Annotated in this window: 44 protein-coding genes; 14 read left to right on the forward strand and 30 right to left on the reverse strand. The window is 60.8% G+C overall.

The window, feature by feature from the left end; translation table 11 throughout:
* Positions 1–389: 389 nt before the first annotated feature.
* The 12 genes from ACN6KF_RS07370 to ACN6KF_RS07425 all read right to left on the reverse strand — a co-directional run bounded on the left by ACN6KF_RS07370 (position 390) and on the right by ACN6KF_RS07425 (position 5,518).
* Positions 390–1,073 carry a DUF6362 family protein gene (locus ACN6KF_RS07370; protein ID WP_434956217.1) on the reverse strand — a complete coding sequence of 228 codons (684 nt, stop codon included), beginning with the start codon at positions 1,071–1,073 and terminating at the stop codon, positions 390–392.
* Positions 1,074–1,431: 358 nt separating this feature from the next.
* Entirely contained in the window at positions 1,432–1,740 is a 309-nt protein-coding gene (locus tag ACN6KF_RS07375) for a hypothetical protein (RefSeq protein ID WP_434956218.1), read from the reverse strand.
* A 3-nt stretch (positions 1,741–1,743) separates the two neighbouring features.
* Positions 1,744–2,139, reverse strand: a complete 396-nt coding sequence (locus ACN6KF_RS07380) for a hypothetical protein (RefSeq protein ID WP_434956219.1) — start codon at positions 2,137–2,139, stop codon at positions 1,744–1,746.
* Entirely contained in the window at positions 2,136–2,327 is a 192-nt protein-coding gene (locus ACN6KF_RS07385) for a hypothetical protein (protein ID WP_434956220.1), read from the reverse strand. The genes ACN6KF_RS07380 and ACN6KF_RS07385 overlap by 4 nt, the downstream gene beginning before the upstream one ends.
* A 100-nt stretch (positions 2,328–2,427) precedes the next feature.
* Complete coding sequence (locus tag ACN6KF_RS07390; protein WP_434956221.1) at positions 2,428–2,859, reverse strand: hypothetical protein; 432 nt, start codon at positions 2,857–2,859, stop codon at positions 2,428–2,430.
* A complete protein-coding gene (locus ACN6KF_RS07395) occupies positions 2,856–3,116 on the reverse strand; it encodes a hypothetical protein (RefSeq protein WP_434956222.1) in 261 nt (86 codons plus the stop codon). The genes ACN6KF_RS07390 and ACN6KF_RS07395 overlap by 4 nt, the downstream gene beginning before the upstream one ends.
* On the reverse strand, positions 3,113–3,700 hold the full coding sequence (locus ACN6KF_RS07400) for a hypothetical protein (RefSeq protein ID WP_434956223.1): 588 nt from the start codon (positions 3,698–3,700) through the stop codon (positions 3,113–3,115). The genes ACN6KF_RS07395 and ACN6KF_RS07400 overlap by 4 nt, the downstream gene beginning before the upstream one ends.
* 265 nt (positions 3,701–3,965) lie before the next feature.
* The gene (locus ACN6KF_RS07405) at positions 3,966–4,262 is read right to left on the reverse strand and encodes a DUF4031 domain-containing protein (protein ID WP_434956224.1); all 297 of its coding nucleotides are present in this window, start codon (positions 4,260–4,262) and stop codon (positions 3,966–3,968) included.
* A complete protein-coding gene (locus tag ACN6KF_RS07410) occupies positions 4,259–4,408 on the reverse strand; it encodes a hypothetical protein (protein ID WP_434956225.1) in 150 nt (49 codons plus the stop codon). Before ACN6KF_RS07410 ends, ACN6KF_RS07405 begins: the two co-directional genes overlap by 4 nt.
* A 3-nt stretch (positions 4,409–4,411) precedes the next feature.
* Positions 4,412–4,828: a hypothetical protein gene (locus ACN6KF_RS07415; RefSeq protein WP_434956226.1), complete on the reverse strand. Its 417-nt coding sequence runs from the start codon at positions 4,826–4,828 to the stop codon at positions 4,412–4,414.
* Positions 4,821–5,207, reverse strand: coding sequence for a hypothetical protein (locus ACN6KF_RS07420; RefSeq protein WP_434956227.1), 387 nt, complete (start codon positions 5,205–5,207; stop codon positions 4,821–4,823). Before ACN6KF_RS07420 ends, ACN6KF_RS07415 begins: the two co-directional genes overlap by 8 nt.
* A complete protein-coding gene (locus ACN6KF_RS07425; RefSeq protein ID WP_434956228.1) occupies positions 5,204–5,518 on the reverse strand; it encodes a hypothetical protein in 315 nt (104 codons plus the stop codon). The genes ACN6KF_RS07420 and ACN6KF_RS07425 overlap by 4 nt, the downstream gene beginning before the upstream one ends.
* A 180-nt stretch (positions 5,519–5,698) precedes the next feature.
* Here ACN6KF_RS07425 and ACN6KF_RS07430 point away from each other — a divergent pair, with 180 nt between their 5' ends.
* Positions 5,699–5,986 (forward strand): helix-turn-helix domain-containing protein, encoded by a 288-nt coding sequence (locus ACN6KF_RS07430; protein WP_434956229.1) that lies wholly within the window; start codon positions 5,699–5,701, stop codon positions 5,984–5,986.
* 5 nt (positions 5,987–5,991) lie between these two features.
* Here ACN6KF_RS07430 and ACN6KF_RS07435 read toward each other — a convergent pair whose 3' ends face one another.
* The 12 genes from ACN6KF_RS07435 to ACN6KF_RS07490 form a co-directional block, all read right to left on the reverse strand.
* The gene (locus ACN6KF_RS07435) at positions 5,992–6,399 is read right to left on the reverse strand and encodes a sigma factor-like helix-turn-helix DNA-binding protein (protein ID WP_434956230.1); all 408 of its coding nucleotides are present in this window, start codon (positions 6,397–6,399) and stop codon (positions 5,992–5,994) included.
* A 9-nt stretch (positions 6,400–6,408) separates the two neighbouring features.
* On the reverse strand, positions 6,409–6,627 hold the full coding sequence (locus ACN6KF_RS07440) for a hypothetical protein (protein ID WP_434956231.1): 219 nt from the start codon (positions 6,625–6,627) through the stop codon (positions 6,409–6,411).
* Positions 6,624–7,544, reverse strand: a complete 921-nt coding sequence (locus tag ACN6KF_RS07445; protein ID WP_434956232.1) for a hypothetical protein — start codon at positions 7,542–7,544, stop codon at positions 6,624–6,626. Before ACN6KF_RS07445 ends, ACN6KF_RS07440 begins: the two co-directional genes overlap by 4 nt.
* Positions 7,545–7,546: 2 nt before the next feature.
* Positions 7,547–8,959 carry a replicative DNA helicase gene (locus tag ACN6KF_RS07450; RefSeq protein ID WP_434956233.1) on the reverse strand — a complete coding sequence of 471 codons (1,413 nt, stop codon included), beginning with the start codon at positions 8,957–8,959 and terminating at the stop codon, positions 7,547–7,549.
* Positions 8,956–9,558 carry a hypothetical protein gene (locus ACN6KF_RS07455; RefSeq protein WP_434956234.1) on the reverse strand — a complete coding sequence of 201 codons (603 nt, stop codon included), beginning with the start codon at positions 9,556–9,558 and terminating at the stop codon, positions 8,956–8,958. Before ACN6KF_RS07455 ends, ACN6KF_RS07450 begins: the two co-directional genes overlap by 4 nt.
* Positions 9,555–10,124 (reverse strand): GcrA family cell cycle regulator, encoded by a 570-nt coding sequence (locus ACN6KF_RS07460; RefSeq protein ID WP_434956235.1) that lies wholly within the window; start codon positions 10,122–10,124, stop codon positions 9,555–9,557. The genes ACN6KF_RS07455 and ACN6KF_RS07460 overlap by 4 nt, the downstream gene beginning before the upstream one ends.
* A complete protein-coding gene (locus tag ACN6KF_RS07465; protein ID WP_434956236.1) occupies positions 10,124–10,282 on the reverse strand; it encodes a hypothetical protein in 159 nt (52 codons plus the stop codon). Before ACN6KF_RS07465 ends, ACN6KF_RS07460 begins: the two co-directional genes overlap by 1 nt.
* Positions 10,279–10,824, reverse strand: a complete 546-nt coding sequence (locus ACN6KF_RS07470; RefSeq protein ID WP_434956237.1) for a hypothetical protein — start codon at positions 10,822–10,824, stop codon at positions 10,279–10,281. Before ACN6KF_RS07470 ends, ACN6KF_RS07465 begins: the two co-directional genes overlap by 4 nt.
* A gap of 8 nt (positions 10,825–10,832) precedes the next feature.
* Complete coding sequence (locus ACN6KF_RS07475) at positions 10,833–11,378, reverse strand: hypothetical protein (protein WP_434956238.1); 546 nt, start codon at positions 11,376–11,378, stop codon at positions 10,833–10,835.
* 9 nt (positions 11,379–11,387) lie between these two features.
* Complete coding sequence (locus ACN6KF_RS07480; RefSeq protein ID WP_434956239.1) at positions 11,388–11,555, reverse strand: hypothetical protein; 168 nt, start codon at positions 11,553–11,555, stop codon at positions 11,388–11,390.
* Positions 11,552–11,983 (reverse strand): hypothetical protein, encoded by a 432-nt coding sequence (locus ACN6KF_RS07485; protein WP_434956240.1) that lies wholly within the window; start codon positions 11,981–11,983, stop codon positions 11,552–11,554. Before ACN6KF_RS07485 ends, ACN6KF_RS07480 begins: the two co-directional genes overlap by 4 nt.
* Before the next feature lie 133 nt (positions 11,984–12,116).
* On the reverse strand, positions 12,117–12,269 hold the full coding sequence (locus ACN6KF_RS07490) for a hypothetical protein (protein ID WP_434956241.1): 153 nt from the start codon (positions 12,267–12,269) through the stop codon (positions 12,117–12,119).
* 431 nt (positions 12,270–12,700) lie between these two features.
* Between ACN6KF_RS07490 and ACN6KF_RS07495 the strand changes: the two genes are divergently transcribed.
* The 11 genes from ACN6KF_RS07495 (at position 12,701) to ACN6KF_RS07545 (ending at position 19,607) form a co-directional block, all read left to right on the forward strand.
* A complete protein-coding gene (locus tag ACN6KF_RS07495) occupies positions 12,701–13,411 on the forward strand; it encodes a LexA family transcriptional regulator (protein ID WP_434956242.1) in 711 nt (236 codons plus the stop codon).
* A gap of 452 nt (positions 13,412–13,863) precedes the next feature.
* On the forward strand, positions 13,864–14,226 hold the full coding sequence (locus ACN6KF_RS07500; RefSeq protein ID WP_434956243.1) for a hypothetical protein: 363 nt from the start codon (positions 13,864–13,866) through the stop codon (positions 14,224–14,226).
* 5 nt (positions 14,227–14,231) lie between these two features.
* Positions 14,232–14,582, forward strand: a complete 351-nt coding sequence (locus ACN6KF_RS07505) for a hypothetical protein (RefSeq protein ID WP_434956244.1) — start codon at positions 14,232–14,234, stop codon at positions 14,580–14,582.
* Positions 14,579–14,857, forward strand: coding sequence for a hypothetical protein (locus ACN6KF_RS07510; RefSeq protein ID WP_434956245.1), 279 nt, complete (start codon positions 14,579–14,581; stop codon positions 14,855–14,857). The genes ACN6KF_RS07505 and ACN6KF_RS07510 overlap by 4 nt, the downstream gene beginning before the upstream one ends.
* Positions 14,844–15,050 (forward strand): hypothetical protein, encoded by a 207-nt coding sequence (locus ACN6KF_RS07515; protein ID WP_434956246.1) that lies wholly within the window; start codon positions 14,844–14,846, stop codon positions 15,048–15,050. The genes ACN6KF_RS07510 and ACN6KF_RS07515 overlap by 14 nt, the downstream gene beginning before the upstream one ends.
* The gene (locus ACN6KF_RS07520; protein ID WP_434956247.1) at positions 15,047–16,126 is read left to right on the forward strand and encodes a hypothetical protein; all 1,080 of its coding nucleotides are present in this window, start codon (positions 15,047–15,049) and stop codon (positions 16,124–16,126) included. Before ACN6KF_RS07515 ends, ACN6KF_RS07520 begins: the two co-directional genes overlap by 4 nt.
* Before the next feature lie 11 nt (positions 16,127–16,137).
* Positions 16,138–17,076, forward strand: a complete 939-nt coding sequence (locus ACN6KF_RS07525) for a PD-(D/E)XK nuclease-like domain-containing protein (protein WP_434956248.1) — start codon at positions 16,138–16,140, stop codon at positions 17,074–17,076.
* Positions 17,077–17,093: 17 nt separating this feature from the next.
* Positions 17,094–18,068, forward strand: coding sequence for a recombinase RecT (locus tag ACN6KF_RS07530; protein ID WP_434956249.1), 975 nt, complete (start codon positions 17,094–17,096; stop codon positions 18,066–18,068).
* Positions 18,065–18,340: a hypothetical protein gene (locus ACN6KF_RS07535; RefSeq protein ID WP_434956250.1), complete on the forward strand. Its 276-nt coding sequence runs from the start codon at positions 18,065–18,067 to the stop codon at positions 18,338–18,340. The genes ACN6KF_RS07530 and ACN6KF_RS07535 overlap by 4 nt, the downstream gene beginning before the upstream one ends.
* A complete protein-coding gene (locus tag ACN6KF_RS07540) occupies positions 18,340–18,642 on the forward strand; it encodes a hypothetical protein (RefSeq protein ID WP_434956251.1) in 303 nt (100 codons plus the stop codon). Before ACN6KF_RS07535 ends, ACN6KF_RS07540 begins: the two co-directional genes overlap by 1 nt.
* 2 nt (positions 18,643–18,644) lie before the next feature.
* Positions 18,645–19,607, forward strand: coding sequence for a phage Gp37/Gp68 family protein (locus ACN6KF_RS07545; protein ID WP_434956252.1), 963 nt, complete (start codon positions 18,645–18,647; stop codon positions 19,605–19,607).
* A 2-nt stretch (positions 19,608–19,609) separates the two neighbouring features.
* Here ACN6KF_RS07545 and ACN6KF_RS07550 read toward each other — a convergent pair whose 3' ends face one another.
* The 3 genes from ACN6KF_RS07550 to ACN6KF_RS07560 all read right to left on the reverse strand — a co-directional run bounded on the left by ACN6KF_RS07550 (position 19,610) and on the right by ACN6KF_RS07560 (position 20,743).
* The gene (locus tag ACN6KF_RS07550) at positions 19,610–19,840 is read right to left on the reverse strand and encodes a DUF982 domain-containing protein (RefSeq protein ID WP_434956253.1); all 231 of its coding nucleotides are present in this window, start codon (positions 19,838–19,840) and stop codon (positions 19,610–19,612) included.
* 342 nt (positions 19,841–20,182) lie between these two features.
* The gene (locus ACN6KF_RS07555; protein ID WP_434956254.1) at positions 20,183–20,428 is read right to left on the reverse strand and encodes a DUF982 domain-containing protein; all 246 of its coding nucleotides are present in this window, start codon (positions 20,426–20,428) and stop codon (positions 20,183–20,185) included.
* Positions 20,429–20,491: 63 nt separating this feature from the next.
* A complete protein-coding gene (locus ACN6KF_RS07560) occupies positions 20,492–20,743 on the reverse strand; it encodes a DUF982 domain-containing protein (protein WP_434956255.1) in 252 nt (83 codons plus the stop codon).
* A 148-nt stretch (positions 20,744–20,891) separates the two neighbouring features.
* On the opposite strand from ACN6KF_RS07560, the gene ACN6KF_RS07565 reads away from it, so the two are divergent.
* Both ACN6KF_RS07565 and ACN6KF_RS07570 read left to right on the forward strand, forming a co-directional pair.
* On the forward strand, positions 20,892–21,140 hold the full coding sequence (locus ACN6KF_RS07565; RefSeq protein WP_434956256.1) for a hypothetical protein: 249 nt from the start codon (positions 20,892–20,894) through the stop codon (positions 21,138–21,140).
* A 46-nt stretch (positions 21,141–21,186) separates the two neighbouring features.
* Positions 21,187–21,660, forward strand: a complete 474-nt coding sequence (locus ACN6KF_RS07570) for a hypothetical protein (protein ID WP_434956257.1) — start codon at positions 21,187–21,189, stop codon at positions 21,658–21,660.
* 255 nt (positions 21,661–21,915) lie between these two features.
* Here the strand turns inward: ACN6KF_RS07570 and ACN6KF_RS07575 are convergent, their stop codons facing one another.
* From ACN6KF_RS07575 to ACN6KF_RS07585, 3 genes are all read right to left on the reverse strand, one after another.
* A complete protein-coding gene (locus tag ACN6KF_RS07575; RefSeq protein WP_434956258.1) occupies positions 21,916–22,161 on the reverse strand; it encodes a hypothetical protein in 246 nt (81 codons plus the stop codon).
* A 102-nt stretch (positions 22,162–22,263) separates the two neighbouring features.
* Entirely contained in the window at positions 22,264–23,073 is an 810-nt protein-coding gene (locus ACN6KF_RS07580) for an HNH endonuclease (protein ID WP_434956259.1), read from the reverse strand.
* A gap of 108 nt (positions 23,074–23,181) precedes the next feature.
* On the reverse strand, positions 23,182–23,694 hold the full coding sequence (locus tag ACN6KF_RS07585) for a hypothetical protein (protein ID WP_434956260.1): 513 nt from the start codon (positions 23,692–23,694) through the stop codon (positions 23,182–23,184).
* Positions 23,695–23,758 lie beyond the last annotated feature (64 nt).

Below are 23,758 nucleotides of genomic sequence, written 5' to 3' on the forward strand. Positions count from 1 at the left end.
GATCATGCAGGCGCACTACAGGCCGAGGAAGACGGGGCGGCCGAAGAAGAAGGCGATGGCTTATTTACCGAGGAAGTAATTTGGCATCGCCGAATTAACGGCTGTGTCACGAGTTTCAATGCTTCCTGTTCTAGCGGAGCCCTGTCTGGAGAGGTGCAAATGTCAGAATCTGGTAAATATTATATAGACAGGAACTATATTTATGGACCGGAATTGAGCGGTCAGTTTTATATAGATAGAGGTCATATATATGGACCCAAGAACAGTGGGCTCTATTACATCGATCAAGGTCATATTTTCGGCCCTCGAGAGCCCGGGCAATGGTACATAGACAATAACTACATATACGGAACAGGGAGAGGAGCTCCGCCTTTTATCGAGTATGATGATTAGGGTTGCTGAGATAGAGCCTCCGCAATCACCCGTGCCCCCACAAACCGCCACCGATCCAGGCTCGTCCGGCTGATCACCTTATCGGGCGAACACTCTGCGGGCTTCACGATCACGACAGCAGACACGATCCCCTTCTTCGCCAGCTCGCGCTCGAGGCGGATGACGGCATTCGCTCGGATGCGCTCGACACGTTCGCCGTCGGCGGCTGCGAGCTTCAGGTTCGCCCAGGCGGCTACCTCGCCGGCGGTCTGCTTGCGCTCGATGCCACGCCGTTGATTGATCTCGCGCTCGACGACCCGGGCGATCTCAGCGGCTTCCCGGGCCCGGCCCTGTAGCACCCCGTCGATAGACCGCCCCCAGGCCTTGCACATCGCCCACAGGTTCAGCGCGTCGGCCGCTAGAGGCTGATCAGCGAGGATCTGTGAAGGCCAGGCCAGTGCTTCTTCCATCCGAGTGATTTGGGCAAGGGAAGGGGGCAAGCGCCGCGGCTCTTTCCCCGGCTCCCAGTGGATCATGTCGGCCAGGTCGTGAATGACAGCAGGCCATCCGTTTCCAAACGCCTTGGGGCCTACTGAAGCAGGCACACGTCGCAACGTCTCGAACGCTTCGACCATGCGCTCCATTACGAGCTCGGGCGTCCAAGCATCGGCTTGGTCTTCAAAGGGGTAGGGGGCCAGCATCAGGAGAGGGACTCCTCTTCTTGGATTGGTAGGCTGCGGAGTGCTGCTGCAACGTCCAAAACGCCATCATTCCATGCTTGGCTCCGCCGCCGGTATTGGTCGTCCGTGAGCCCAGCTGAGTTGTTGCAGAGGTCGATAGCTCGGCGGCGCATTGAAGATTGACCGGATCGAAATCCGTCAGTTCGCGCCTGATCGATCGCAAGGAGAAGATCTAAAACAGTGCCGGGCTGAAAAGTGGCTTGATGCCCCATGGACTTGCTATCCATTTCGGCTTTGGTGCGAATATTCCGTAAATCATCGTCGGTCAGCGTAGTAGTCAGCTCCAGTGCATGAGCGCGAGAAGGAGGAGGGTGCGGGGTCATTCTTCACGCCCTTCCATCAAAGCGCGGCGCGCGCGGCGTTCCCAGTCGGCCAGATCAGTATCGTACTGCTCTTGAACCCACAGGGCGATGGTGCCGGATCTGGTTGAAATTGGCGCGTCGGGGTTCTTGGCGTTGTGCCGTTCAACATGGCGATCGAATGCGCCCGACGACAACCACTCCTCCGCATCTTTCGAAATTGCGAGCGTATTGTTACGCCGGTCGATAGCATCCATGTTTCGAGCGCGGACACACAGGTCCAGTCCTTCGGACAGCAGGTCACGAATGCTTTGCCTGGAGCTAACCATCTCTCACTCCTCCCCCTTCGGGGCTTCCGGTGGTGATGGAAGGGGGCGGACGAGTTCCGCCTCATCAGCGGCGCCGGCCGCATCGCCGATCAGGCTCTCGACATAGGCCCAGTATCCAGGCTCGCCCAATTCCTCGGCGGCTTCAGCGTCGTACTCCACCCATTGAATGACGGCGGGGCATTGCCATTCGCGCGAGGACGCAAGCCATTGTCGGTTGGGTTCGCGGGTCGCCGCCTCGATAGGCCTCCACGCAGCCCGCTCGGACGCTTCGAGGGCGGCGGTGGCACATTTCCGGTAAAGATTTTTGGTCGCATCTGACTGGCGCTCTAAATCATAGCCTGGCCATTGGACGGCATATAGCGCCCTAGCCCCCGCCTCGATCATCTTTTCCGTAATCATGGGGATTCCTCGACCAGGGCGCGGATACGGGCGGTCACCGCCGTAAGTGCCCGCGCTGAGAGATCTGTTGCGTGGGGATTGGTGAAGAAGGTCTCCGCCACCCTCGCCGCCTCCTCAAGCGCTGCCGCACGAGCCTCGGCGCGGGCTTCGGAGAAGCGGTGTGCCAGTTGGATGCAGTCGCAGAGCACCTCATTAAAATCTGCTTTGCCTGTGTGGCTGGAGGCTCGCTCTACAAGTTCCCTGTCCGTTGATGACATAGCTTGTTCCATTGCGTCTGGCAGCCACATCTCACCCTCCCACCGTCTCGGCATAGGCTCGCAGAAGCGCGGCCAATCTGGCTCTTGGCTCGGTGGGGGCGGCGCCTTCTGCCCTGCGCGCGGGTATCGACGACCAGCGCCCGGCGTAACTGACGCTGCATGTGACATAATCTGTCACAGCTTTCACAGTGATCACGCTCCCCGGCAGCAAGCGTTCGCGCAGCGCTTCGACGGCATCGAGGGAGGAAGAAACGCGGTTAATCATGACATAGAACGATCCGGTGCTATGACTTCCATCCGGATTGCGGCGCCGATACTCGCTGTATATCCGGTCCGGATCGGGGAATGGATGCGGCACTTCCACGAGGCCCGTAGCAAGGGCAACATCACGGTCAAGATTGTCATCGGCGCCACTCCCGGCTTCCACGCGCTCGGCCAGGTCGAGAAGGTCTGTACGGGTCATTGAGTATCCTTCCCAAGGTTGGCAACCAACTCCCGGACATCGACCTGTGGGCGCTTCGATTTCAAAGGGTGGTTGGCGTCGCCAAAATCGACAACCTCGCAATCGCCGGCCGCGATGCGGTCAAGGGCGTCATTGATGACCCCGGCTCGCTCTTCGCGCGTAAGTTCGTGCGCCTTCGGCCCCCAACTGGCATGAAAACTGGTGCAGTCTTTCAGCCGATCAAGCAGGCGCTGCTCTTCTGGTCCACGCTCGGTCATTTGTGTTTCTCCACGAAGGCGCGGGCGGCGCGGGCTGTTCGAAGATGCATGTCGACAGGGATTTGGCCGTCTACGTTTATGCGACCAGTCTCACGAAAGCCCGGAGGTGGCACCAAGTCCGTCAACAGCCTGACCGCCTCCGCTATCCCGGCTTCAGCCTTCTCTCGCGCCTCAAGTTCAAGGTTGTAGGCCAGAGATAACGTTTCAGCCTCGGCTTCAGCCTTGGTGGCGCGGGCTTCGGCAACGGCTAAGCGTTCCTTGAAGGCTTGGCGGTAGACTTCAATCTGTGCTGCGGTATTCTCGATCCTGCTTAGCTCCGCGATGCTTTTCTTGTCACCGATAAGATAAATGCCATTCCATGACATGCCTGAAATCTCTGAGGCGTCGGCATACGGGAACAGTTTGGCCCGCGCCTCGTCCCTCTCCCGTCGCAGCTCTTCTACCTGGGCGAGGAGGGAGCGGATTTCGTGGGCGGCTTCCTGGCGCAGATCGAATGTCGGGTCGTATTCTTCCATGCCGAAGGGCGGGGCAGGCTTCTTTAGGCGCTCCACTAGCCCGGCGTAATATTCCTTCTGGTCTGTCATAGTTGGCTATCCCTTCCGTCTAGACAACGGACTTGGCACGAGTCCCATTCTGTCTCGGCAAATTTGTCTGTGTCTCCGTCCCGTAGAAATGCTTCTTCTGCCGAGCCATTAGGCGCGATGCCCAGCTCTCCAATCCTTGCGTGAAGTTCCACGGTCTTAGGCATGCGACGTAGGAGAAGGCTTAGCTCCACCCACCAAGCATTTTCAGCTCTCGTCATAAGGCGCTCCAGCCTCTCCACGAGCCCGGCAGCTTCCTTTGTGGTGGTCATGCCAGTCTCCCTTCACGCTCGGCCCGAATGGCTTCGATCCTGGCAGCCAGGCGGGGATTTCGCTTCAGAGCCATTTCCCTGAGGGATATCTCGATAGCGCCGCAAGCAACTGCTCTGTCGCGCTTCTCAAGCGACACATCGTAGTGGTCGCCTTGGTACCATCTGCGTTGCACGCCTATCCGATCGGCCATGGCGTGAAGCTCTTCTTCTGTATCTGCAATCATGTGCGACATTTTCATGCGACCGAAGCGCCCCATGGGGAACCGGTACATGTCATCAACATAGACGCTCACATCCCCCTCCTCGGCATCTCAGCCTCGACAAAGAGCATCGCCAGAGCGAAGCACACCAGTGCCACCGCGAAAGGCATGAGAGCCCAGATGACGAGGGTGTCGCGGAAGGTGTTGGGATAGGTGACTTGCCAGCGAGGGGCGGTCATGCTTCACCGCCCAACGGGGAAGCGGCCGTCATTTCCGACGAGCCGGTTCAGCTTGGTGATATTCCAGCCCGCATATTCGCCGCGATCATTGAAAGTCCGGCAACCCAGGACCTCCTGGAGCACCACCGCCCGCACTGCATCGTCGGGGGCGGGTGGGGTGGTGAGCGCCTCATATGCCCTGCGACAGATGTAGGGGAATGTCTCCATATTCCGCATCGGCTTGTCGACGCAGCTTTTTAGCTGTCTCAACAATAGCGATCTATCGGCATCCACCTCCCCCGCCTGCGCGCCTTCCTGGCTGGCGAGGGCGGGAGCGGAAAGGATTTCGATCGCTTCTTCCAAAGCGTCGCCGTCGCTGCTGTCCTGATATGAATAGAAGAGGTCACGCAGCTTTTGGATCAAAGCTTCCCGATCAGACATGACGCTTCTCCAGGGCGGCACGACGCGCACGAATGGCTTGTTCATATTTCGGAAGCTGACCCTCACGATGCCCAAACGCCATTCCTTGCGGGTAGGCGAAGCCGAACAGCTTGTTAGAAAGAACGTCAATTTCGTCCATGGCCCACAGTAACGCCTCGGTCAGCTCCGCAATCCTAGCCTGGTCGGGCTCGTAGGCGTTTACGGCGGTGACGATATGCTCTGCATCGGTGCGCAGCGTGACGGTGGCGACGAGGCCGTAATTCTGTCCGGTACCGCCGACGACAAGGTGATAACCATTCGCGTCGGTGTCGGGCGGAAGGAGCGACCACGGCGTAGGGGTATGCGCGGGAAACGCCCCGCCGGTCTCGGTCTTGGTCATCGTCCGCCCTCCGCTGCCGCGATGGCGCGGTCGAAGGCGGAGAGGCCAATCAGCGTATCGTCGTCGTCGAAATCAAGCTGCCCCTCAAGATAGTGCTCGCCACAGGCGCAAGGGACATAGAGACCATCACCGCTGTCGCAAACGATAAGGATAGTTCCCTGCTCGATGCAGTCGAAGCCGCCATCGGCGACAAGCCTCGATCCGGCTTTGATTTCAGAGAGCTTTGCAAATTTGGTCATATCTCCACCTTCCGCCAAAGCCCGTATCTCTGCGTCTTTCTCAATGTCGGGGTGGGTGAGGTCTGAGGTCATGGCGTCAATCCCTGGCAAAACGCGCCGATACCGAGAGCGGTCAGGTAGCCCATCAGGCAGAGCGTCATGATCGTGAGGAGCGTCGAAGGCGAAGCGGGAGGAGACATCATGCGCCTCTGAAAAAGTTTACACAAATATCCCTAGCGTATATTGTGGGCGCCTTCAAGGATAAAAATATACGTGAGGTTCATCGTGATTGACCTGGGCGCTACCGCCACATACCTTGCGGCCATGATCACCCCGGCCCAAATCCGTGCCGCTCGGGCGCTCGTCGGCTGGAAGCAAATCGAGCTGGCAGAAGCGTCTGGCGTTTCCGAAATCTCGATCAAGAACATCGAGCGCGGCGTCACCGATGCAAAGGCGAGCACCCTGGCTGCGATTCAGGATGCCTTCCGAGCGGCCGGCGTCGTATTCCTTGAACCTGGCGACATGCGCCAGGGCGGGGCAGGGGTGCGCTTCGAGGCGTAGGCCCATCACCCCGCCCCCTTCCGATAAGCCCGCACCGGCATCGCATCACGCCCGAGTGTCCGCTTCGCCACCGTCGCATCCTCACACACGGCCTTGAGCACCCTGGCGACATAGGCGCTCACACTGACCCCTGCGGCCTCAGCCTGCTGCCTGAGCGCCGACTTCAGCCGGAACGGCACATGCGTGCTGACGAGGCCGGTGCCACCCTGACGCCCGAGCGGTATTCCGGCGCCCCTGGCGATGCGGCTGACACGCTGGGCTGAGATCCCCAAACGCCTCCCGATTTCCCTCAAAGTTTGACCCTCGGCGGCCAGGTGAGCGATCAAAACGCGCCTGTCACGAGGCGTCAGATCGCTTGGAGTTTTTTTATCAAGCGTTTGCTTTGAAATTTCATTGGGCTTGGCGGCGGTCATCGTGGCACCTCAGATGGGGATGAGATCGCGGTTGATCGTGGTGAATTCGACTGGATCTCGGACCTTGGCGAAGGCGAGGGCGGCCAGGACGAAGAAGCTCTGGCCCCGGTTCTGTTCGGCCAGGCGCTTGGCCTCTGTTGCCGCCGACTCGTAGCTCGTGTGGCGATGCTGCGGGTTGTGGCCGTTTGGATTCCAGACGAGGTAAAATTCGTCGGTATCGGGGGTCATGCTGCTTCTCCACTGCGAGCTCGGCGTTGACGTTCCGCGCTGACTTCGGCACGGGCTCTTTCGAGGATTTCGGGGGTGATCTTGGTTCCGGGCGCACCCGGTGGCGGCGAATTGAACGGCCAGTCGTTGCCGCGCTCGATGTACTGTCGGGCTTGCTGGACGAGGTGGCGCTCGGTCAGTTCAGGCCTGGGCTGCTCGGCAGGCGGCGCGGCTGCCCTGGGCGGCTCAGCGGCGCCATCGGTGATGATCTTGGCGTAGTAGGTCCAGGTCTTGCCCTTGCGGCCCCCGGCCTTGGCTGAGCGCAGCGCCGGCAGGACGTGGCGATCCAGAGACCACCCGGCTTCGATCAGGTCGGCTATAGGCCCGATGACCAGCAATCCAGGGGAGGGATCGTTTTCAATCCCAGCTGCTTCCCGGCACTTGATTTCGAGATCTTCAAGCAGCGCAGCCTGCGACGCGCGGCCTACAGGCTGCTGCTGATCAGGATTTGGTTCTTCTCCCTTAAGATCCCTTCCATTCCATTCCCTTCCGTCGACTACCGTTCGGGGAGTGTTCGGCGAACGGGGCTTGATAACTGGGGGGGCATTCGTCGAGGGGGCGGGGATTTTCGACGGCTGAGGCTTGTCGATCTTCTGGTGTTTCCAGCCCGTGACTTGGATATATTCAACATTTTCAACGGTGTAGATCAGTACGAGATCGTTCGCCGCTAGTTCGTCGATCATTCGGCGAACGCTCTCCGATGAAAAATCGTCAGAAGGGAAAATCTGTGCCTTGATGCGCTTGGCCGAGTTCGTCATCCGGCCGGCGTCGTCGGCAAAATTCCAGAGGCCGATGAAGAGCAAACGAGCATTCGGCGAACACTCCATGACCTGCTCCGAGGACCAGAATTCGGGCTTGATGGTGCGGATCCTGGCCACGGTCAGTACCTCGTCTTGTCCTCGACCGAATTCAACGAGACGTCGCACCAGAAATGGCGGGTCCCGGTCGGGCCGAGGCGGTTCTTGTCGATGATGAGTTCGAAGTCGTTCTTGATGCGGAGCATCTCGTCGAGCGCGTCCGGATCGTCGGCTTTGTATTTGGGCGTTTTTTCCAGGTAGTAAGCCGGCCGGAAGAGCAGCCCGACGCTGTCGGCATGCTCCTCGATGTTCCCAGATTGGCGGAGGTCGGCCATTGTCGGCCGCTTGTCCTCTCGCCCCTCGACGCCGCGGTTGAGCTGGGCCAGCATGACTACGGCGACGCCAAGCTCCTTGGAGAGGTTCTTGCCGGCGAGGGCGAGCTCGCCTTGCTCGATCGTGGCGTTGCCCTTGTAGCGATCGGCGACCTTGAGAAGACCGAGATAGTCGATGAAGACGACGCGGAGCTCCTTGCCCTGTTTCGCGAGCCGTTCCTTCTGAATCCGGGCCCGGGCCGCGATCTGGGCCATGGAGAGACCACCGGTGCAGTCGAAGCGGAGAGGCCATTCCTGCATGCGCAGCGCGGCCTCCGAGACGCGTTCGTGGTTATAATCGTCAACCTGGCCGGTGAGGATGTCGCGATAGGTCAGCGGGCTCGAGGATCGGGCCAGCTCAGCAGCAATGACGCGGGCCGCGGTCTCTTCGTCGTCGATCTCTAAGCTGAAGAACATGACGCCGTGACCGGCGCGCGCGATGCGTCGCGCTTGCGCTAGGGCCAGAACGGTCTTGCCTTGCCCGGGGCGGCCGGCCTGGACATAGAGGCGGCCAGCGCGGAACCCGCCGCCGATCGCCTTGTCGTATTCGGCGAGCCCGGTACTGACGACGGACTCGGACTTGCCTGCCCTGATCTCCGTAATGCGCTGGGCGACCCTCTGGGCGGCCTCGCCGACGGTAGAGGATTTATCATCGCTCTCCTGGGAATCCTCGCGAAGCTTGTCCAGGCGCTTCCAGGCTTCGTCCAGGGCCTCGCCAGTTGTCTTGGCGTTATCAGGCGCAGCGCGGAGATCTTCGCCGACAGCGGCGATCTGGCGGGCGACGTAGGCCTCGCGGATCAACCGGCCATAGTCGCGAGCCCCGATGACTGTTGTGGCCTCAGCGGCGAGTCGGATCAGATATTGCTGGATGTGGACGCCAGGGGCGATCTCGACGTCCGGGAGCGACTTGCGAAGGGTGAGCGCGTCGACCTTGATCCCGTCGCGGATCTGCCGGCCGATGAGGTCGAAGATCGTGCGATGCAGTGGCTCATAGAAGTCGTCCGGTTTAACGACGTCGGCAACTGCGCCATAGGCCTCGTTGTTCAGCATGATCGCGCCGAGCATTGCCTGTTCGGCTTCGATAGATGCGATCGGGCGGGGCGGGAGAAGGGCCACTGCGTTCATACCGCATCCCTCCGCAACCAGCCCCAGGTCGTTCCGAAGAACGACGCCTGCTTGTCGTAGACGATCCAGACATAGTCAGCCGTGCCACCACCGACCTTGCCGCCGGCAGCGATATACTCCCCAGGCGGGCAGGAGGGCCTGGGCGTGAGCATCCAGATCCTAGCGGGCGGGATCTCGACATAAAGGCCGGCCGCCCTGTCGTCGCCGCCGAGGAAGCGCTTGTCGACGAAGACGCACAGCTTGTGCTGGACGAGCGGGAATGCGGCGCGGATGAAAGCTTCCGTTCCCTTGCCGCTGAAGTAGGGCGGGTTCGAGACGATATTGGGGATGCTCTCGGGCTCTCGGGTCTTGGCGTCCTCGAAGAAGTCCAGGCCTTGCGGATTTGCGCGCTGCCGGCGCTCGACAATGTCGGTGCCGTAGGCTGAAACGCCCGCCTTGTTCAGCATCATCGGAATTGTGCCGGAGCCGCAGCAGGGGTCCCAGACTTGCCCTTCAAAGGATTCAACCCGGGCCAAGGCCGACGAGCACCAGGCCTCTTCCTGATACCAGTCGAGGCTGGATCGTTCCCAGACATGTGCCTGTTTGGCGACTGCTGTCACTCTACAGCCTCCAGATGGGCAAGGCGCTCAGCAAGCATGCCAATCCCTGCGCACAGGGGGGCGTGATGCATGCAATAAGAGCCGTCGAACTTCGGCTCGCCGCAGTAGAATTTCTGGTCGATCGGTTCCTGGCCACTGAACAGCGGATAGCGGCAATGCCTGCGTCCAAGATCCAGAATTGTGCGAGGACCGAATGCCGAGGCCTCCGGGGTAGTCGCCGGGGCGCCGAACCAGATAGCGATTTTGTCAATCGAGGCCCTGTCGAGCTTCAGGGAGCCAGTGATACCTGACGCCAGGGTGATCACCGGCTTCCGGCTCAACGCAGAAGCGGCCACTGCGGCAGCACGGGCCGCCTGAGGAGTGCCGCCTTTGCTCCCTGGCATCTTGCTTCTGATACCTGGATGACTGCGGCCTGGTGCTCGCATCGGCAAATCAAGGCGGCGCACCTTGGACAACACCGCGTTGCGGGAGATGCCAAGGGCCGTACCGATCTTTTCACCGGAGGCGCTCTCCGCCCACATCCGTTTCAGAACGGCGATTTTTTCTTCAGTCCATGCCACGGCCATCAGGCTGCCCTCGCTGCGATGAGGTGGGCCTCGGCCCTGATCCGCTTGAGGTGCCGTTCGACGTCGCTTTCGAAAACAAAGAGGGTGACGGCGATCTCGGCGGTGTTCTTGCCTGTCAGCCACAGCATGGCGGCTTCCTTGATCTGTTCGATGTTCATGCGACGAGCTTCCATTGCAGCTTGGCGATGGCGGCCAAGGCATCGGTGTCGTTGAATTTTGCGAGGTGCAGGACGCCATAGAGCCAGATGCAGTAGGCATCGGCCTCGTTGTCGTCTTTCGGCTCCAGGCCCATGCCGCGAGCCAGCTGCAGCGACTTCGCCTTGGCCTGCTTCGACGGCAGGTTACCGGAACCGAGGATCGCCGACTTCCAGGTGCCGCCATGGATCTCGTAGCAGCGGATCGACCGAAGCTTCGCGGCCCCCTTGATCACGAAGTCGGCGCCCAGAGCGAGGCGCGCTGACGTCTGATCCCGGCTCGCGATCGGGGGCAGGGCTGCCTCAAGGGCGATCAGATCGGGTTTATAGACGGACAGGACTTCCGGCAGCCACTGGATGACAGCTGCCGCAGCTTCATCGAGAGTGGCGCCCTCCCACCTCGCGAAAGACTTCGAAGACAGCGTCGGGCGCTCGCCGGGCCTGCCAAAACAGATCCCAGTTCGCGATTTGCTGAAATCGATCGAGAGAATAGAGGGCGCCGCCATGTCTGACCTCAATGCGCCGTGGCGGGTTCTTCGCCGGCGAGGGCGGAGAGAGCATCAGCCGGCTTGGGCTTCGCTGCGGCCTTGGCGGCAACGGCCTTCTTGGCTTCAGAAACCTCGTGCGCGGCGTCGAATTTCTCCTTCGCCTCCTCGAGCGGCATCGCGTTCTGCATGAAGGGCGGACGGAGATCGGCATCATCTTCTTCGCTGTCGCCTTCCTCCTTCTCGACATCATTTTCGAGCTTGGCGGTCACGCGATCGAACAAGGTGCCCTGGTCGTTCCAGCCCATGAGGTCAAAGCCCATAATGATCTCGTCCATCAGGGACTGGCGCTTCAGGTCGTCGCCGAGTTTTTCCATCTTGGAGATGACGGCGAAGGCGTGGCGGCTGAAACCGGTACGCTCGACGAACGTCTTGACGTGGCGGCCGTGGAAACCGCTATAGCTCGCGGATTGCTCCTTCAGCCGAGAGGCCTCATTGATCGCTGCACGGAACTCCGACGGCTTGATCTTGATGACGCGTTCGACTTTCTCTTTCTTCTTCCTGCCGCGGGCCATGGGGCTCTCCTATCGGTTTGCGGTTGGGGATTTGGACTTGGCGATCAGGGCTTCGGCGACGCTTCGCCAGTGCAGGGCGTCATCGGTGTAGTGACCGGACAGCCGAACGGCGCGCCGATAGCGGCGCAGCGCGAAGGCAATTCCAACCCGGAAGTAGACGGCGCGGACCAGGTTCAACGCAGCGCCTCCCGGCGTTTCAGGAGGGCCTCGAGGTCGGCGTCAATTGCGGCCTTCTCTTCAGCCTGGGCGGCGCGATCGAGCCAGCGCGGCGGCTCGTCCATAATCGAGCAGAGGAAGTCGATGCCGTAGACGAAAACGAGACGGACGATCGCGGGACCGTTCGGCGTGTTCTGGCGAGCGAACCACTTTCTGACCGTATCGACAGGAAGATCGGTTGCTGCGGCGACATGTTCGGCCGGCTTGTTCGGGTAGATCTTCCGCAGATGTGCTGTGACCCGATCCCGCAACTCGGGACCAGAACAAATGCCAAACAAGGAATTGATATTGCCGTGAGAGGAATTTTGGAGGTGGGACATTCCAGACCTATCCAACGATGCTGATTGCATCGAATGACGGCCATCGGGGAGAACAGTGACACCTTGCATGGTCAGCACTCACGGCAGGAAAGGTGCTCAAGCGGCAACTTGGCGGAAGGCGCGAGAGCGAGAGGAAAAGGCCGGGCTCCAATGGAGACCCGGCTAGTGCCGTCGCGGGGAGGGGGATACGCGACGGGAGAAATCATGAGAGCCACCGAGTGGCGAGGCCGATCAGACCGGCGACGACGAGGCAGATGAAGATCATGGCAGCCAGCGCGACCACGCGATTGCCGCCCGTGAGCGGCTCGGCGAGCGTGTCGAAATCAGGATCGATACCGGGATCGTCGGGCTGCATCAGGCGCGCTCCCTCAAAGAGCGGCCGACGGCGATCGCCGTCAGTACGGCGACGGGGAAGTAGAGAATGCAAGCGGCGAAAACGTGCGAGTTCATGCAGCGACCTCGGAAGGCAACGAGGCGGCTGGCCGCATTACATCGGTCGGCCACGGCGCATGATCTGGCCAGTTGTCGGAGAACCACTGGATGGCTCGCTCGACACGCCGAGAACCCATGTCTCCACCTTGGCGGAGGTGCTTCAAGCGGGTGCCATCACCAAAGGCCAGCGTGGACACGCGGGATTCTGAGAGTTTCCGGTGAGCAGCAAAGGCCGAGGCCAGTTTCAAAAGGGTGCTTATCAGGCTCATATCGCAACGATGCGATAAAAATAGCCCTTTCGCAAGGGTAAATTTAGCGCAAGCGGGATATTATTGTGTGCGATAATATTATCTCATGAATGATGACAGCACACTTGCCGGCCGAATTCAGCTTCGGCTCAACGACCTGCACCTGGATCCGACCCCGACGTCGCTCGAGGCCGGCCTGTCCTCCAGTGCCATCCGCAATATCTTGGAGGGCAAGTCAAAGTCGCCACGGAATGACACGCTGGTGCGCCTCGCGCGCGTGCTCAAGACAACGGTCGATTGGCTCGGCGAAAATCGAGGACCAAAGGAGATCGAGGGCATTCCAGGGGAGCCGTCTCTGCCACAAAGACAGGTGCTGCCGCCACCCAATTTATCTCTCTCAACAGTGCCCGCTCCAAGGATGCTGGACGATCACATCAACGTACTTGGGCTGGCAAAAGGGGGTGCAGACGGGCGCTTCCAGTTCAATGGTGATGTTGTCGAAACGATCCCGCGGCCCGATTTTCTGCGCGGTGTAGTGGGTGCGTATGGCCTGTATGTCGAGGGGGATAGCATGCACCCCCGATATAAGGCCGGGGAACTTGTCTGGATACATCCCGGCAAATCGCCAAAACGGGAAGATGATGTAGTCGTGCAGCTTCATCCGGATGTCGAGGGCGATCCACCGGAGGGGTACATTAAGGAGTTTAGAGGATGGTCGCCCAGCAAGCTTCTGTTGTGGCAATGGAATCCGGCCGAAGAGTTTAACATCGACCGTCCGCTGGTGAAGGCCATACATGTAATCGTTGGACGTCGCTAAGCTGCGTAGGCTTGTGCCCCAGCCGGCGGAATGCGACCGAATTCGGCGATTATTTCTGCATCCTGGAATTCTCCCAGGTCTGGGTCTCCCGTTCGCGAAAACGCAATTGCTCCAACGGTGACGCCCATCGTGGCAGCTAGTTTGAGCGCGTGGTCTCGATCTCGCGCCTCACGAGCTGGACCCGGCACTAGCCGCCCTCGCACACCCTCAACGAATGGAAGAACGACGAAGTACGTGATGTTGGCCACGTTGCTTCCCCCGAAAGACGCCCACTGAACTGAGAACAATTCAAGAACATGACTAACGAGGAGTCAACGGAGGCGGGGCGATTTTTTGTTGCTGTGTTGCGAAATCGTGTTGCGAAGATAAATTTATCGCCAGCGGCGTTGACAAGATAAAAATATCGCTCATTATCTTCTCCATACCCGGTGCCAACCGGATGGAGAGCCCAGATGCCACACCTCATCACCAAGACCTGCTTTGGACGTTATGGCGTCACTTTCGACGAGTGCGCCGTTGCCCTGACCCGCAAGGAAATCGTCGAGCGCTTCGTCAACGGCGAGTTCGACCCGAAGGACAAGGCGGGGCAGGGGCTTCTGCAGGTCCTAGAGATCGATCCGTCCGTCGGCACCTGCAAGGACGTCACTAAGGCGATCTGCCAGGAGGCCGAACACTACATCGCGGCCAACGAACTGCACTGCGACGGCAACCGCCTGCGCCTGATGCAGGATTACAAGGTCGTGGGCGCCTGGGTTTCCGAGATTGTCGAGGGCAGGTGGCTTGAGGCTGCTCCCGCTCTGGTCGCGGCGGAGTGACGGCGATGCTGGTCACTGAAACCGAAGCCAAGGCGAGATGGTGCCCGCACGCGCGTCAGATTCACCAGGGCGATATCGAGATGCTGCCGCACAACCGTTCGGCGCGCGGTTGGGAGACGTGTGTCGGTTCAGGCTGCATGGCCTGGCGGCAGGGTGCGCCGTTACGAGAGACCCTTCGAAACTTTCACATCAATCCCGAGGTCTTTCCGCTGCCCGGATACATCCGGCGCTATCCCGATGGCTGGCAGTACTCACACACCGACAATGATAACGGCGCGACATTCGACCTTCTCCATCGGCTGAAACCCGATGCTGAACCGGTCGGATACTGCGGGCTTGCGGGGAGGGTGGAATGACCGGCCCGCTTCCCCCGAACTTCCGCCCGATCGGCGCGGCGGCCCAGGCCGTTGTAGCCCGGGCCCAGTCCGTCCGCGACATCGGCGATTTCCTCGCTGTGTCTGGCATCGATCTCGACGACCGGGCGCGCTGCCTGGAACTGCTCACGGTCCAGAAGGGCCCGGTGCCGGCGCTTCCCTTCGATCCGGTCGAGGTTCTTGCTTGCTTCGAGGATGCTCTGGAAGGCGCCCGTGCTCGCCGCCAGCAGATGGAGGCTCGCCATGCCTCCGTTTGACCAGATCCGGGCGTGGCTCGACGCCTATTTCGCTCATCGGCTGGCGAAAAAAACCGCTCGCATCCGTGCCCAGCGGAACGAACTCATCGCGATGCGTCGGATCGCAAAACGCCAGCACCGCAACGTCAGCCAGATCGATCAGCAGCTGATGAAGCTCCTCCATCAACAGCTCAAATTGGAAAACCGGCTATGAGCGTCACCGCTTTGCGCGCCGAGGCGCCCGAGACTGTCGAGAAGACCGACGAACCGAACATTGCGCTTCTGATGGAAGCCGATCCGTCCATCGTCATTCGCGAGCCTGAAAAGCTGGCATCTCTCTACAAGCGGATTGACGCCGATATTGCAGCCCAGGCTCCGGACCTGACGACGGAGAAGGGGCGCAAGGCAATCGCGTCCCTGGCATTCAAGATCACTCGGACGAAGACCGCCGTTGAAGCCGCAGCGAAGAAAATGACGGAGGATTTCAGGAAGGCGACTGCCGAGGTCAACGCGACCCGCAATGCGATCGTCGAATCTCTAGAGGCTAAGCAGAAGCAGGCTCGCAAACCCCTGACCGATTGGGAGACAGCCGAGGAAGCGCGCATCACTCGGGTCAGGGACGATATCGCAGCATTCCGCGCCAATGCGGCCATTCCCATGGGCATGACGGCCGCTGAATTAGTCGAGCGTATCGAGGATCTGAGACTGCAGGATATAGATCCGGAGGTCTTCCAGGACCGGCATGACGAAGCAGTTGCAGTGAAGGCCGCGAGCTTGGCGACGATGTACGAGACACATGTTCGCCTGCTGCAGGAAGAGGCCGACAAGGCCGAACTGGATCGACTTCGCGAGGCTCAGGCAAAGCGCGACGCCGAGGACGCCGCCCGCGCCGAGTCAGAGCGGCTTGCCGCCAAGGCCAGGGCAGACGCGGAAGCCGAGCAGGCGCGCATCGCCGCGGCGGCCGAGCAGGCTCGCCAGGACGCAATCGAGCAGGAGCGCCTCAAGCATCAGGCCGAGCTGGACAGGATCAAGAAAGAGCGGGACGACACTGAGAAGGCACGTCAGGCCGAAGCTGACCGGATCGCTCGCGAGCAGGCCGACAAGGCCGCGGAAGAAAAGCGGAAAGCAGACGAGGACGCCAAGCGCGCCGCCAACGTCGCTCACCGCACCAAAATCAAAACTGCAGCAAAGAAGGCCATCATCGGAATCGGTGCGGACGAAGATCTCGCAATCAAGATCATCCAAGCGATCGTGGCGGGCGAAGTACCTGCCGTCGTGATGCAGTTCTGAGGGAGGTGGCAATGATCGACGCCATTCCCTGGGACGGCCAGAAGATCACGAAGCCGGGCATCTATTCCGACGTTCCGATGGAGGCCTATCACTCCGACCTATGCGACGGGCCCAGTATTTCCTCGTCAGGCTTGCGGCTGCTCGATAGCCGGTCGCCCGCGCACTATTGGGCTCAGTCCTATCTGAACCCGGACCGGAAGCCGGAAGAGCAGAAGGACGCCTTCGATTTCGGCCGTGCCGCGCACACCCTCTTGCTCGGCGAGTCCGATTTCAGGAAGCGCTACGCCGTGCGCCCGGATGTCTGGTCCGACTGGCGGAAGGACGCTGCAAAGGCCTGGCGAGAAGGGATGCGCGAGGCCGGCAGGACCGTGCTGGTGCCGGATGACCTGGTCGCGATCCGTGGTATGGCGGCAAGCCTGGCGCGCGACCCCAGCATCAAGGCTGGACTGCTTCAGGGCCAGATCGAACGTTCGATCTTCTGGAAGGACCAGAAGACCGGTGTCTGGCTGAAATGCCGGCCGGACGTCATCCCGGTATCCGACGGCATCGCAGGCGACATCAAGACGACGACCGACGCTTCGCCGGACAAGATCCAGAGAGCTGTTCAATCCTGGGGCTACGACGCCCAGGGAGCGCTCGTCGGCGAAGCCTTCCGGCAAGTGCTCGGCTTCGAGATGACCGACTTCGTGTTGGTCTGGATCGAGGGCGGCGACCCCTGGGCCGTGAACGTCTCGCCGGTCGATCCGGAATGGATCAGCTACGGCGCCCGGCGCAACAGGCGCGCGATCGACAAGTTCGCCAAGTGCATCGAGACCGGCGAATGGCCGGCCTACCCCTCTGAAATCACGACATCCATGCCGGATTGGCTCCGCAAGCGGGTCGAGACTGAGACGAAATACGGACTGCTCCCTGAACTGGACAGCTCCGTCTACAAGGAAGCAGCAGAATGAATCAGGTCACTCTCCAGGTGACGGCGGCCGAGGAAAAGATCGCCGGTCGCGTCAATCCGCACGTCACCAACTCCCTCGCCATTTCAGATCATGCCGGCGGCCTGGCTTTCGCCAATGTCGAGCAGGTCATGGAAGTCGCCAAACTGATGGCGATCTCTCAGGTGGCGGTGCCGAAGCATCTCCGGGGCAACCCGGGCGCCTGCATTGCCGTCTGCATCCAGGCAATCGAGTGGCGGATGTCGCCGTTTGCGGTGGCGAACAAGAGCTATTCCGTCAACGACCGCATGGCCTATGAGGCTCAGCTCATTCATGCGGTGATCCTGCAGCGCGCGCCGATCAAGGGACGCCTCAAGGTCGAATATCTCGGGGAGGGCGGTCAGCGTCGGTGTCGGGTCTGGGCCGAACTGCAAGACACTGGCGAGGTCGTCGAGTATCTGTCGCCGGAGTTCGACAAGATCCTGCCGAAGAACTCGCCGCTCTGGAAGACCGACCCCGACCAGCAGCACTTCTACAATTCATCGCGCGCGTTCTGCCGGCGGCACTTCCCCGACGTGCTGCTCGGTGTCTACGCCAAGGATGAGGTCGAGGATGCTGGGAGCTTCGGCCCCGATCGCGCCCGGGACGTGACGCCGAGGCCGTCGCTCGCGTCTCGGCTCAAGGTGACCCCTGCGGCTTCAGAGGGCTTCTCCCAGGAACATGTCGACGCCGAGACCGGCGAGGTGCTGGATCAGGCGCCGGTCGACGAGACGCCCGCAACCGAAACCGACAATCTGGTCGAGACGTCAACCGATGACGCTGACGCCGAGCACAACGACGACGACCTGCCGGATGACGACAGCCTCCTGGGGAAGGCCCGCGCCAAGTCCATTGAAGGGACAAAGGCCCTCCGGTTCTGGAAGGGCAAGCTGACCGAGGCCGAGATGGCCGAGATCGAGCCGCACCTCAAGGGGTTGGACCAGGCCGCTAAGCAGGCTGATGGGGGCGCGGCATGAATCGCCCGAAGCGCCTCAGCCCGGCCCAGATGCAGAGAGCCTGCGACAAGTTCAATGCGGCCCACGCGGTCGGCGACAAGATCCTCTGCTGGCCTGGCAGCAAGCAGGTCGCTCCAAGCGAGTTCACCATCAGCGGGCCAGCCGGCATCCTCGGGGGCCATACCGCTGTCGTCTACGTCAGCGGCGGCGGCTGCATTGCCCTTTCCCATGTGTGCGGGGAAGCAGCCGCTCGGCCGGCCCCCCTCCTGACCGACGCGGAGATCCCATTCTGATGGGAAAGCGTCGCCCCCGCAGCCCGGAACAGCAAACAGCGGATCTTGAACGCCTGTTCGCCAATGGCTTCGACCACATCGTGAAGGGCCCCTACCACTACCGGGTCGAGGGCGTCGCCGACTTCTGGCCCAGCTCGGGCAAGTGGCTATTCATCGACCAGAGCCATTCGGGGTTCGGCGTCGTCGACCTGATTGGATACCTGAAAATCTGGCGTGCCGAGCAGGAGATGCAGTCGGCGCCTTCAGCGCGACCAAAGCCTGACGTGGGCGGTTGGCGCTTTGAAGCTGGATACTGGAGATAAAGATGGGTGAGAACACCAAGATCGAATGGGCGCACCATACCTTTAACCCATGGGTCGGCTGCACGAAGGTCAGCTTCGCCTGTGACAACTGCTACGCCGAAGGCTGGGCGAAGCGGACGGGGCAGAGCGATCTCTGGCAGGGGAACCGCCGGCGCACCGCAGATGCGAACTGGCGTCAGCCCCTGAAATGGAACCGGCAGGCCGAGGCCAAGGGCGTTCGATATCGCGTCTTCTGTGCCTCGCTGGCCGATGTCTTCGACAATCAAGTGCCGGAGATCTGGCGCTCCGACCTCTTCGAACTGATCGAGGAAACGCCGGCGCTCGATTGGCTCCTGTTGACCAAGCGGCCCCAGAACATCGCCAAGATGATCTGGCCGAAATGGGATGGTGGCCTACCTCGCAATATCTGGCTCGGCACAACGGTCGAGAACCAGACGGAAGCCGAGCGGCGCATACCGCATCTACTTGCCGTGCCAGCGGCCGTCTACTTTCTGTCTTGTGAACCCCTGCTTGGACCCATCGACCTGCGCTCCCTCTGCTATGGCAGTGGGAAAGTCCTGCCGCCGGCGATGCGTGTGAATGAGGAACGATGTTCGATCGATGCCTTGCGCGGCGTCTCGATCTGGCCCGGCTCGCATTATATCTCACCGCTGATTGCGGACCGTCATGAAATCCGGAATGGCGAACTCTGGACCCGTAACGGCCATGCTCGGCGGATCGATTGGGTGATTGCCGGGGGCGAGAGCGGACCGGGTTCTCGGTTGATGCTCCCCGATTGGGCCCGCAGCCTGCGCAATCAGTGCTCGGCGGCCGGCGTAGCCTTCCACTTCAAGCAATGGGGCGAGTTCACCCCCGACGATCCAGCCCCCGGTGCCAAGACGGCCATGCGTCATGTCGGCAAGCGCGCCGCCGGGCGCCTTCTCGATGGCGTCGAACATGACGGTTTCCCCGAGGTGCGGGCATGATCTCAGCTCAAGACAAAAACGCCAGCGTGCTCCGCGGCGCGAAGGAAAGCAGCCCTGGCTTCGTCCGGATGGCATCGCCCCGCGACCGCCTCAAGGCAGGCAAATCTGGCGCTCTCGTAGTGCTCGCCATGGTCGACCGGCCAGTAGTCGAGCAGATAGCTACCCGCCTGATCAGCGTCGGCGATCGTGAGGCTACCGATCTCAAGAGGTCGGGAAAACAATATGTTGTCCATGAGGTATCTCCTCAAGCTCAACATAGGCGCGAGGCGATTGTTCCCCGTCGGGCGCAGCTGTTAGAGCAGGCTCGAATCCCTTCGCGCAGCGATCTCCAGCCTATATCTCCGGCGGCGTGGTTGGTGGTGGCATCCCGGGCCGGTTCGGATCTGGCGCGATCGGCGTATTCCCCGGCGGAGGCGGCACGAACGGGATTTCATCCGGTGGTGTCGTCGCCGGCGGCGGCGTCGGGAAAGGGTTCTCATCCGGCGGCGGCGATATCGGCGGTGGGGTGGGTGCTGGATTCTCGGGCGTCGGCACGTCGGGGTTCGGGTTCTGCGGATCAGGCATCGGGTTTTTCCTCACTGCATCACGTACATGCCGGCCTCATCGCAGGCCTCGATGAACGCCTGTCGCGCCTGGTCGGGCTCAGCGTTCCCTTCCATCGCGTCCAAGCAGGTTTGCCGAGCGGCATCGTAGGCAACACCATTTTCCATCGGCCATTGGTTCAGCAGGAAGCGAGAAGCCTCTTCTGTGCTGGTGATGATGCGGTAGTTGCCGATGCCGGTTTCGAACCGCACGGGCATGCTCCAGACTTTGACGTCCATGGCTCACCTCCGTGCATCGAACTGCTGCGGGGGGATCTGGTTCCACGGGTGGAAACACCGCCACTATGGGCTTTCGACTATCTCCACCCCGAGATGCATGCATGCCTCAATAAAGGTGGCTCGGGCATCCTCGATCGACGTGGCATTTCTGATTTCAACGATGAATTTCTGGCGCCCGCGTACCGGCTGCCCGCGGGAGTCTATTGGCCAGTTTTTGACCAGGAAACCTACTGCTTCTTCGGTCGAGGCGATCCTACGGTAATCGCCGATATAGGTTTGCAGGTCGACCGGTCGTGCCCAGAGATGGATGTGCATGAACGTACCTCGGCCCTACAACTGGCCTCCGGCATTGAGGTTCCGGGGAGGGCGGTGGCCTTCGCTCCAAGCAATTCACGAGCCGTCGCGTTCCTGCTGCGATCGAACGACGTCGCGTCGCGCTTTCAGATTAGACCTAAGCCAGGGCATGAAGGCTTCGCCGAACAGCGTTACCATGCTTATGGTCGATATAAACCAAGCGGGCAGGAATATCCCGCAGGACCAACTGAAGGGGAAATGGATCGGTGTAAGTGGGCAACTAGCCGGGGTGACCCCGGCCCACATGACCAATGCCCAACCTGCTACTGCAATGGCGGCAAGAACCAGCGTTCTTTTGCGCATTCCCGAAGCCATCACGCTCAATCCCAGAGCCGCAGCGCCCTTGTTGCGTCAATAAATCATATCGGATCGTTCGATTGTCAAATCGGATGGAGGGCTTCGATATGACAGTTCTCCATCCCTGCCACAACTGCCACCGCAAGACCGACTGCAGCATCCGCGCGAAGACGCTCGCAGCCCTCAAGGGTCTCAGCATCACGAAGGCGACGCTGCAGTGCCGGCTGCCGCAGAAGGACTTTCCGCCCGGTGCGGTCGTCGAGGTTAAGGCGTTTGATCTCGTCGAGAAACCGTGGAGCCGGCCAGACGACGACCCCTATGAGAAGCGGGCGATCACCAAGCGCGCGATCGTCAAATCATGGCTTCACCGTAAGGCAACAGTCGTCCTCGAACAGGACATTGAGCAACCCGACGATCTCGGTGGAATCGGCATCCTCAAAGTCCCATCCGAACGCCTGACCGCAACCGGCCTGCCGCCCGTCGAGCTCTGCTCCTGCGGCTTATCCCAAGCCCGCTGCGATGCCGGCGACTATCCATCCGTCAGGGGAGGGAAGTTTCAGTGCGGGAGTGAGGTGGAATGAACTCACACAGTTCCAAGCATCCGCATCTCATTCAACGCCTCTCGCATGGCCTCTATCGAGCCGCCGAGGACCATGGACAGTCCATTGGGACGCGCTCCGTCAACCCACTCTTGCGTGTTCGGCCAAGGTGCACCTACCGCAACATCCCTGGCGTGAGACATGGCTCCTCGGATTTTCAGGACAGAGACGTAGGCGTTTGGATTGTCAAAGTCGCTGATGGTCAGTTCCTCGAACGCCCGCGCTCGTGCCTCGAAATCACCTGGCCGATAAGAGTTCATGCCAATAGTTCACAACGTCGACCACGATCTGGTCCCTGGCGCTCTGCAGCATTTGAATCGCGCTCTCGGTGAGTTCAACAAATGCTGCTCGCTTGGCCTGGCGAGTTTCAGCCTGCGATTTCCGCTCGATGCGCAGGGCGCGACTTCCTTGCCACCATGCGAAAACAATCGCTGCGATACTTCCGAAAGCCTGAACCCAGGCCGCCAGTTCCGAACTGCTCATCGCCTCGTCCCCCACATGATCTCACGACGTTGGGCCGAGTCTCTGCGCTCTTTCAATCACCTGCCGTTGGGGTGGGGAGAGCTTATCGACAGATCTTACAAATTAGGCGGGTTCAATCCGCCTCATCCGATCGCCACAGCTCTCATTATAGACCCTGCCGTCCGCTCCAGCATGGACGCGCCGGTGGCAATTCGGACAGAGAGCGATGACATGGTGTGGGTCGTCCGGGCCGCCATCGCTGACCCGGCGGATATGGTGCGGCTCGAGGTACGGCGATCCATCCGGCCGGACGAACGGGGCGGGGGCTTCGCAGCCTTCACAGACACCGCGGGCTCGAGCGAGCACATAGTTCCGGACGTCGGCGCTGCGCTGATAGATCGATCGGAGGCCTTGGCCCACGGCAGCGACTGTTCGGGCGGCCTGCATTGCTCTCCGACGAAGTTCCGCCAGGTCGTCCCCTGGTGCCGCAGGCGGCTCGATCTCAACGTGCTCGACAACGGCATCGAGAAACCTGAGCTCGAAGATGAATGCGTTACGCTGGTTGCCCTCGCGGTCAGGGGCCTGCACGGTCCGATAGCTCTCGCAAACGCATTCGCCTCGGTACTGCAGGCTGCCGTCCTTGTTGGCATGGAAAAGCAGGAGACTCTTGCCGTTGGCAGAGTGTTCGGCGATCGCCTTGTTGCCCGACGTCATCTCCATGTCGCCGACCTGGCCCATGCCGAAGTATTCGAACACTCCGTCGGGCCGGAGATTGTCGGAATATCCGTGCGCCTGGCCACTATCGCCGGTGATCAAAAAAACGACTGGATAGGCAGCCGGCGTAATGATCCCGCTCTGGCGCTGCCCCCCGTAGGGACCGTGAATATCCTGCCGGCGATTGTAGGATTTCCCGATCTCAAACGGCCACGACATCGCAACGCCCTCAGTTCCCCGAGCTCATTGCGCATGAGTTGGCGCCGACGAGCAAGGACCGTTGAGAAGACAAACCTGCGCGACGTTGCGAGTAACCTGAAGGTTCGACTATTTCGGTACGTCTGGCGGATTCATAGCTTTGAGCAATTTGAGTATGGCGTCGTATTCCTGCTCAAGGAACCCAGGCGCTTTTCCTTCTATATATGCCGCCCAGGCATCGATCTCCTGGGAGTAGCCGATTGCGTCCATGAGGGTTGGCTTTTCCGCGTGAAACGCAATTACCTCGCCAACGACGCTCGACAGTCTGAAGCCGGCTTCACCCAGCAAGCCCAAGTCCGAAAGGTAACGTTGGACCGTCTCTGGCGGAAAAGTCGGGACAATTTGCTGGTCGCTCGCGGCGTAGATGTCACCTTGCCACGACGTGAGTGGAGGCAAAAGAAGGCATCGGAGCGCATACGCTTTGACAGCTTTTTCAACGGCACGTTCGTTGCTCTCACGTATCCGCCGACGCTCTTCGACTCGCGATTGCCACCAAGCTATCGACAGTGCAACGAGCAAGGCAATGATGCTACCAACCGCTTGTACCCACGCCGCCCATTCGCCGGAACTACTTGGCCACATCTGATCCTCCAGCCCCAGTCGCGCTCGGAGACCACTGGACATGATTTTGGGCGCGATTCTCACC

It is taken from the genome of Labrys methylaminiphilus subsp. lupini, assembly GCF_051161885.1.
GTDB lineage: Bacteria > Pseudomonadota > Alphaproteobacteria > Rhizobiales > Labraceae > Labrys.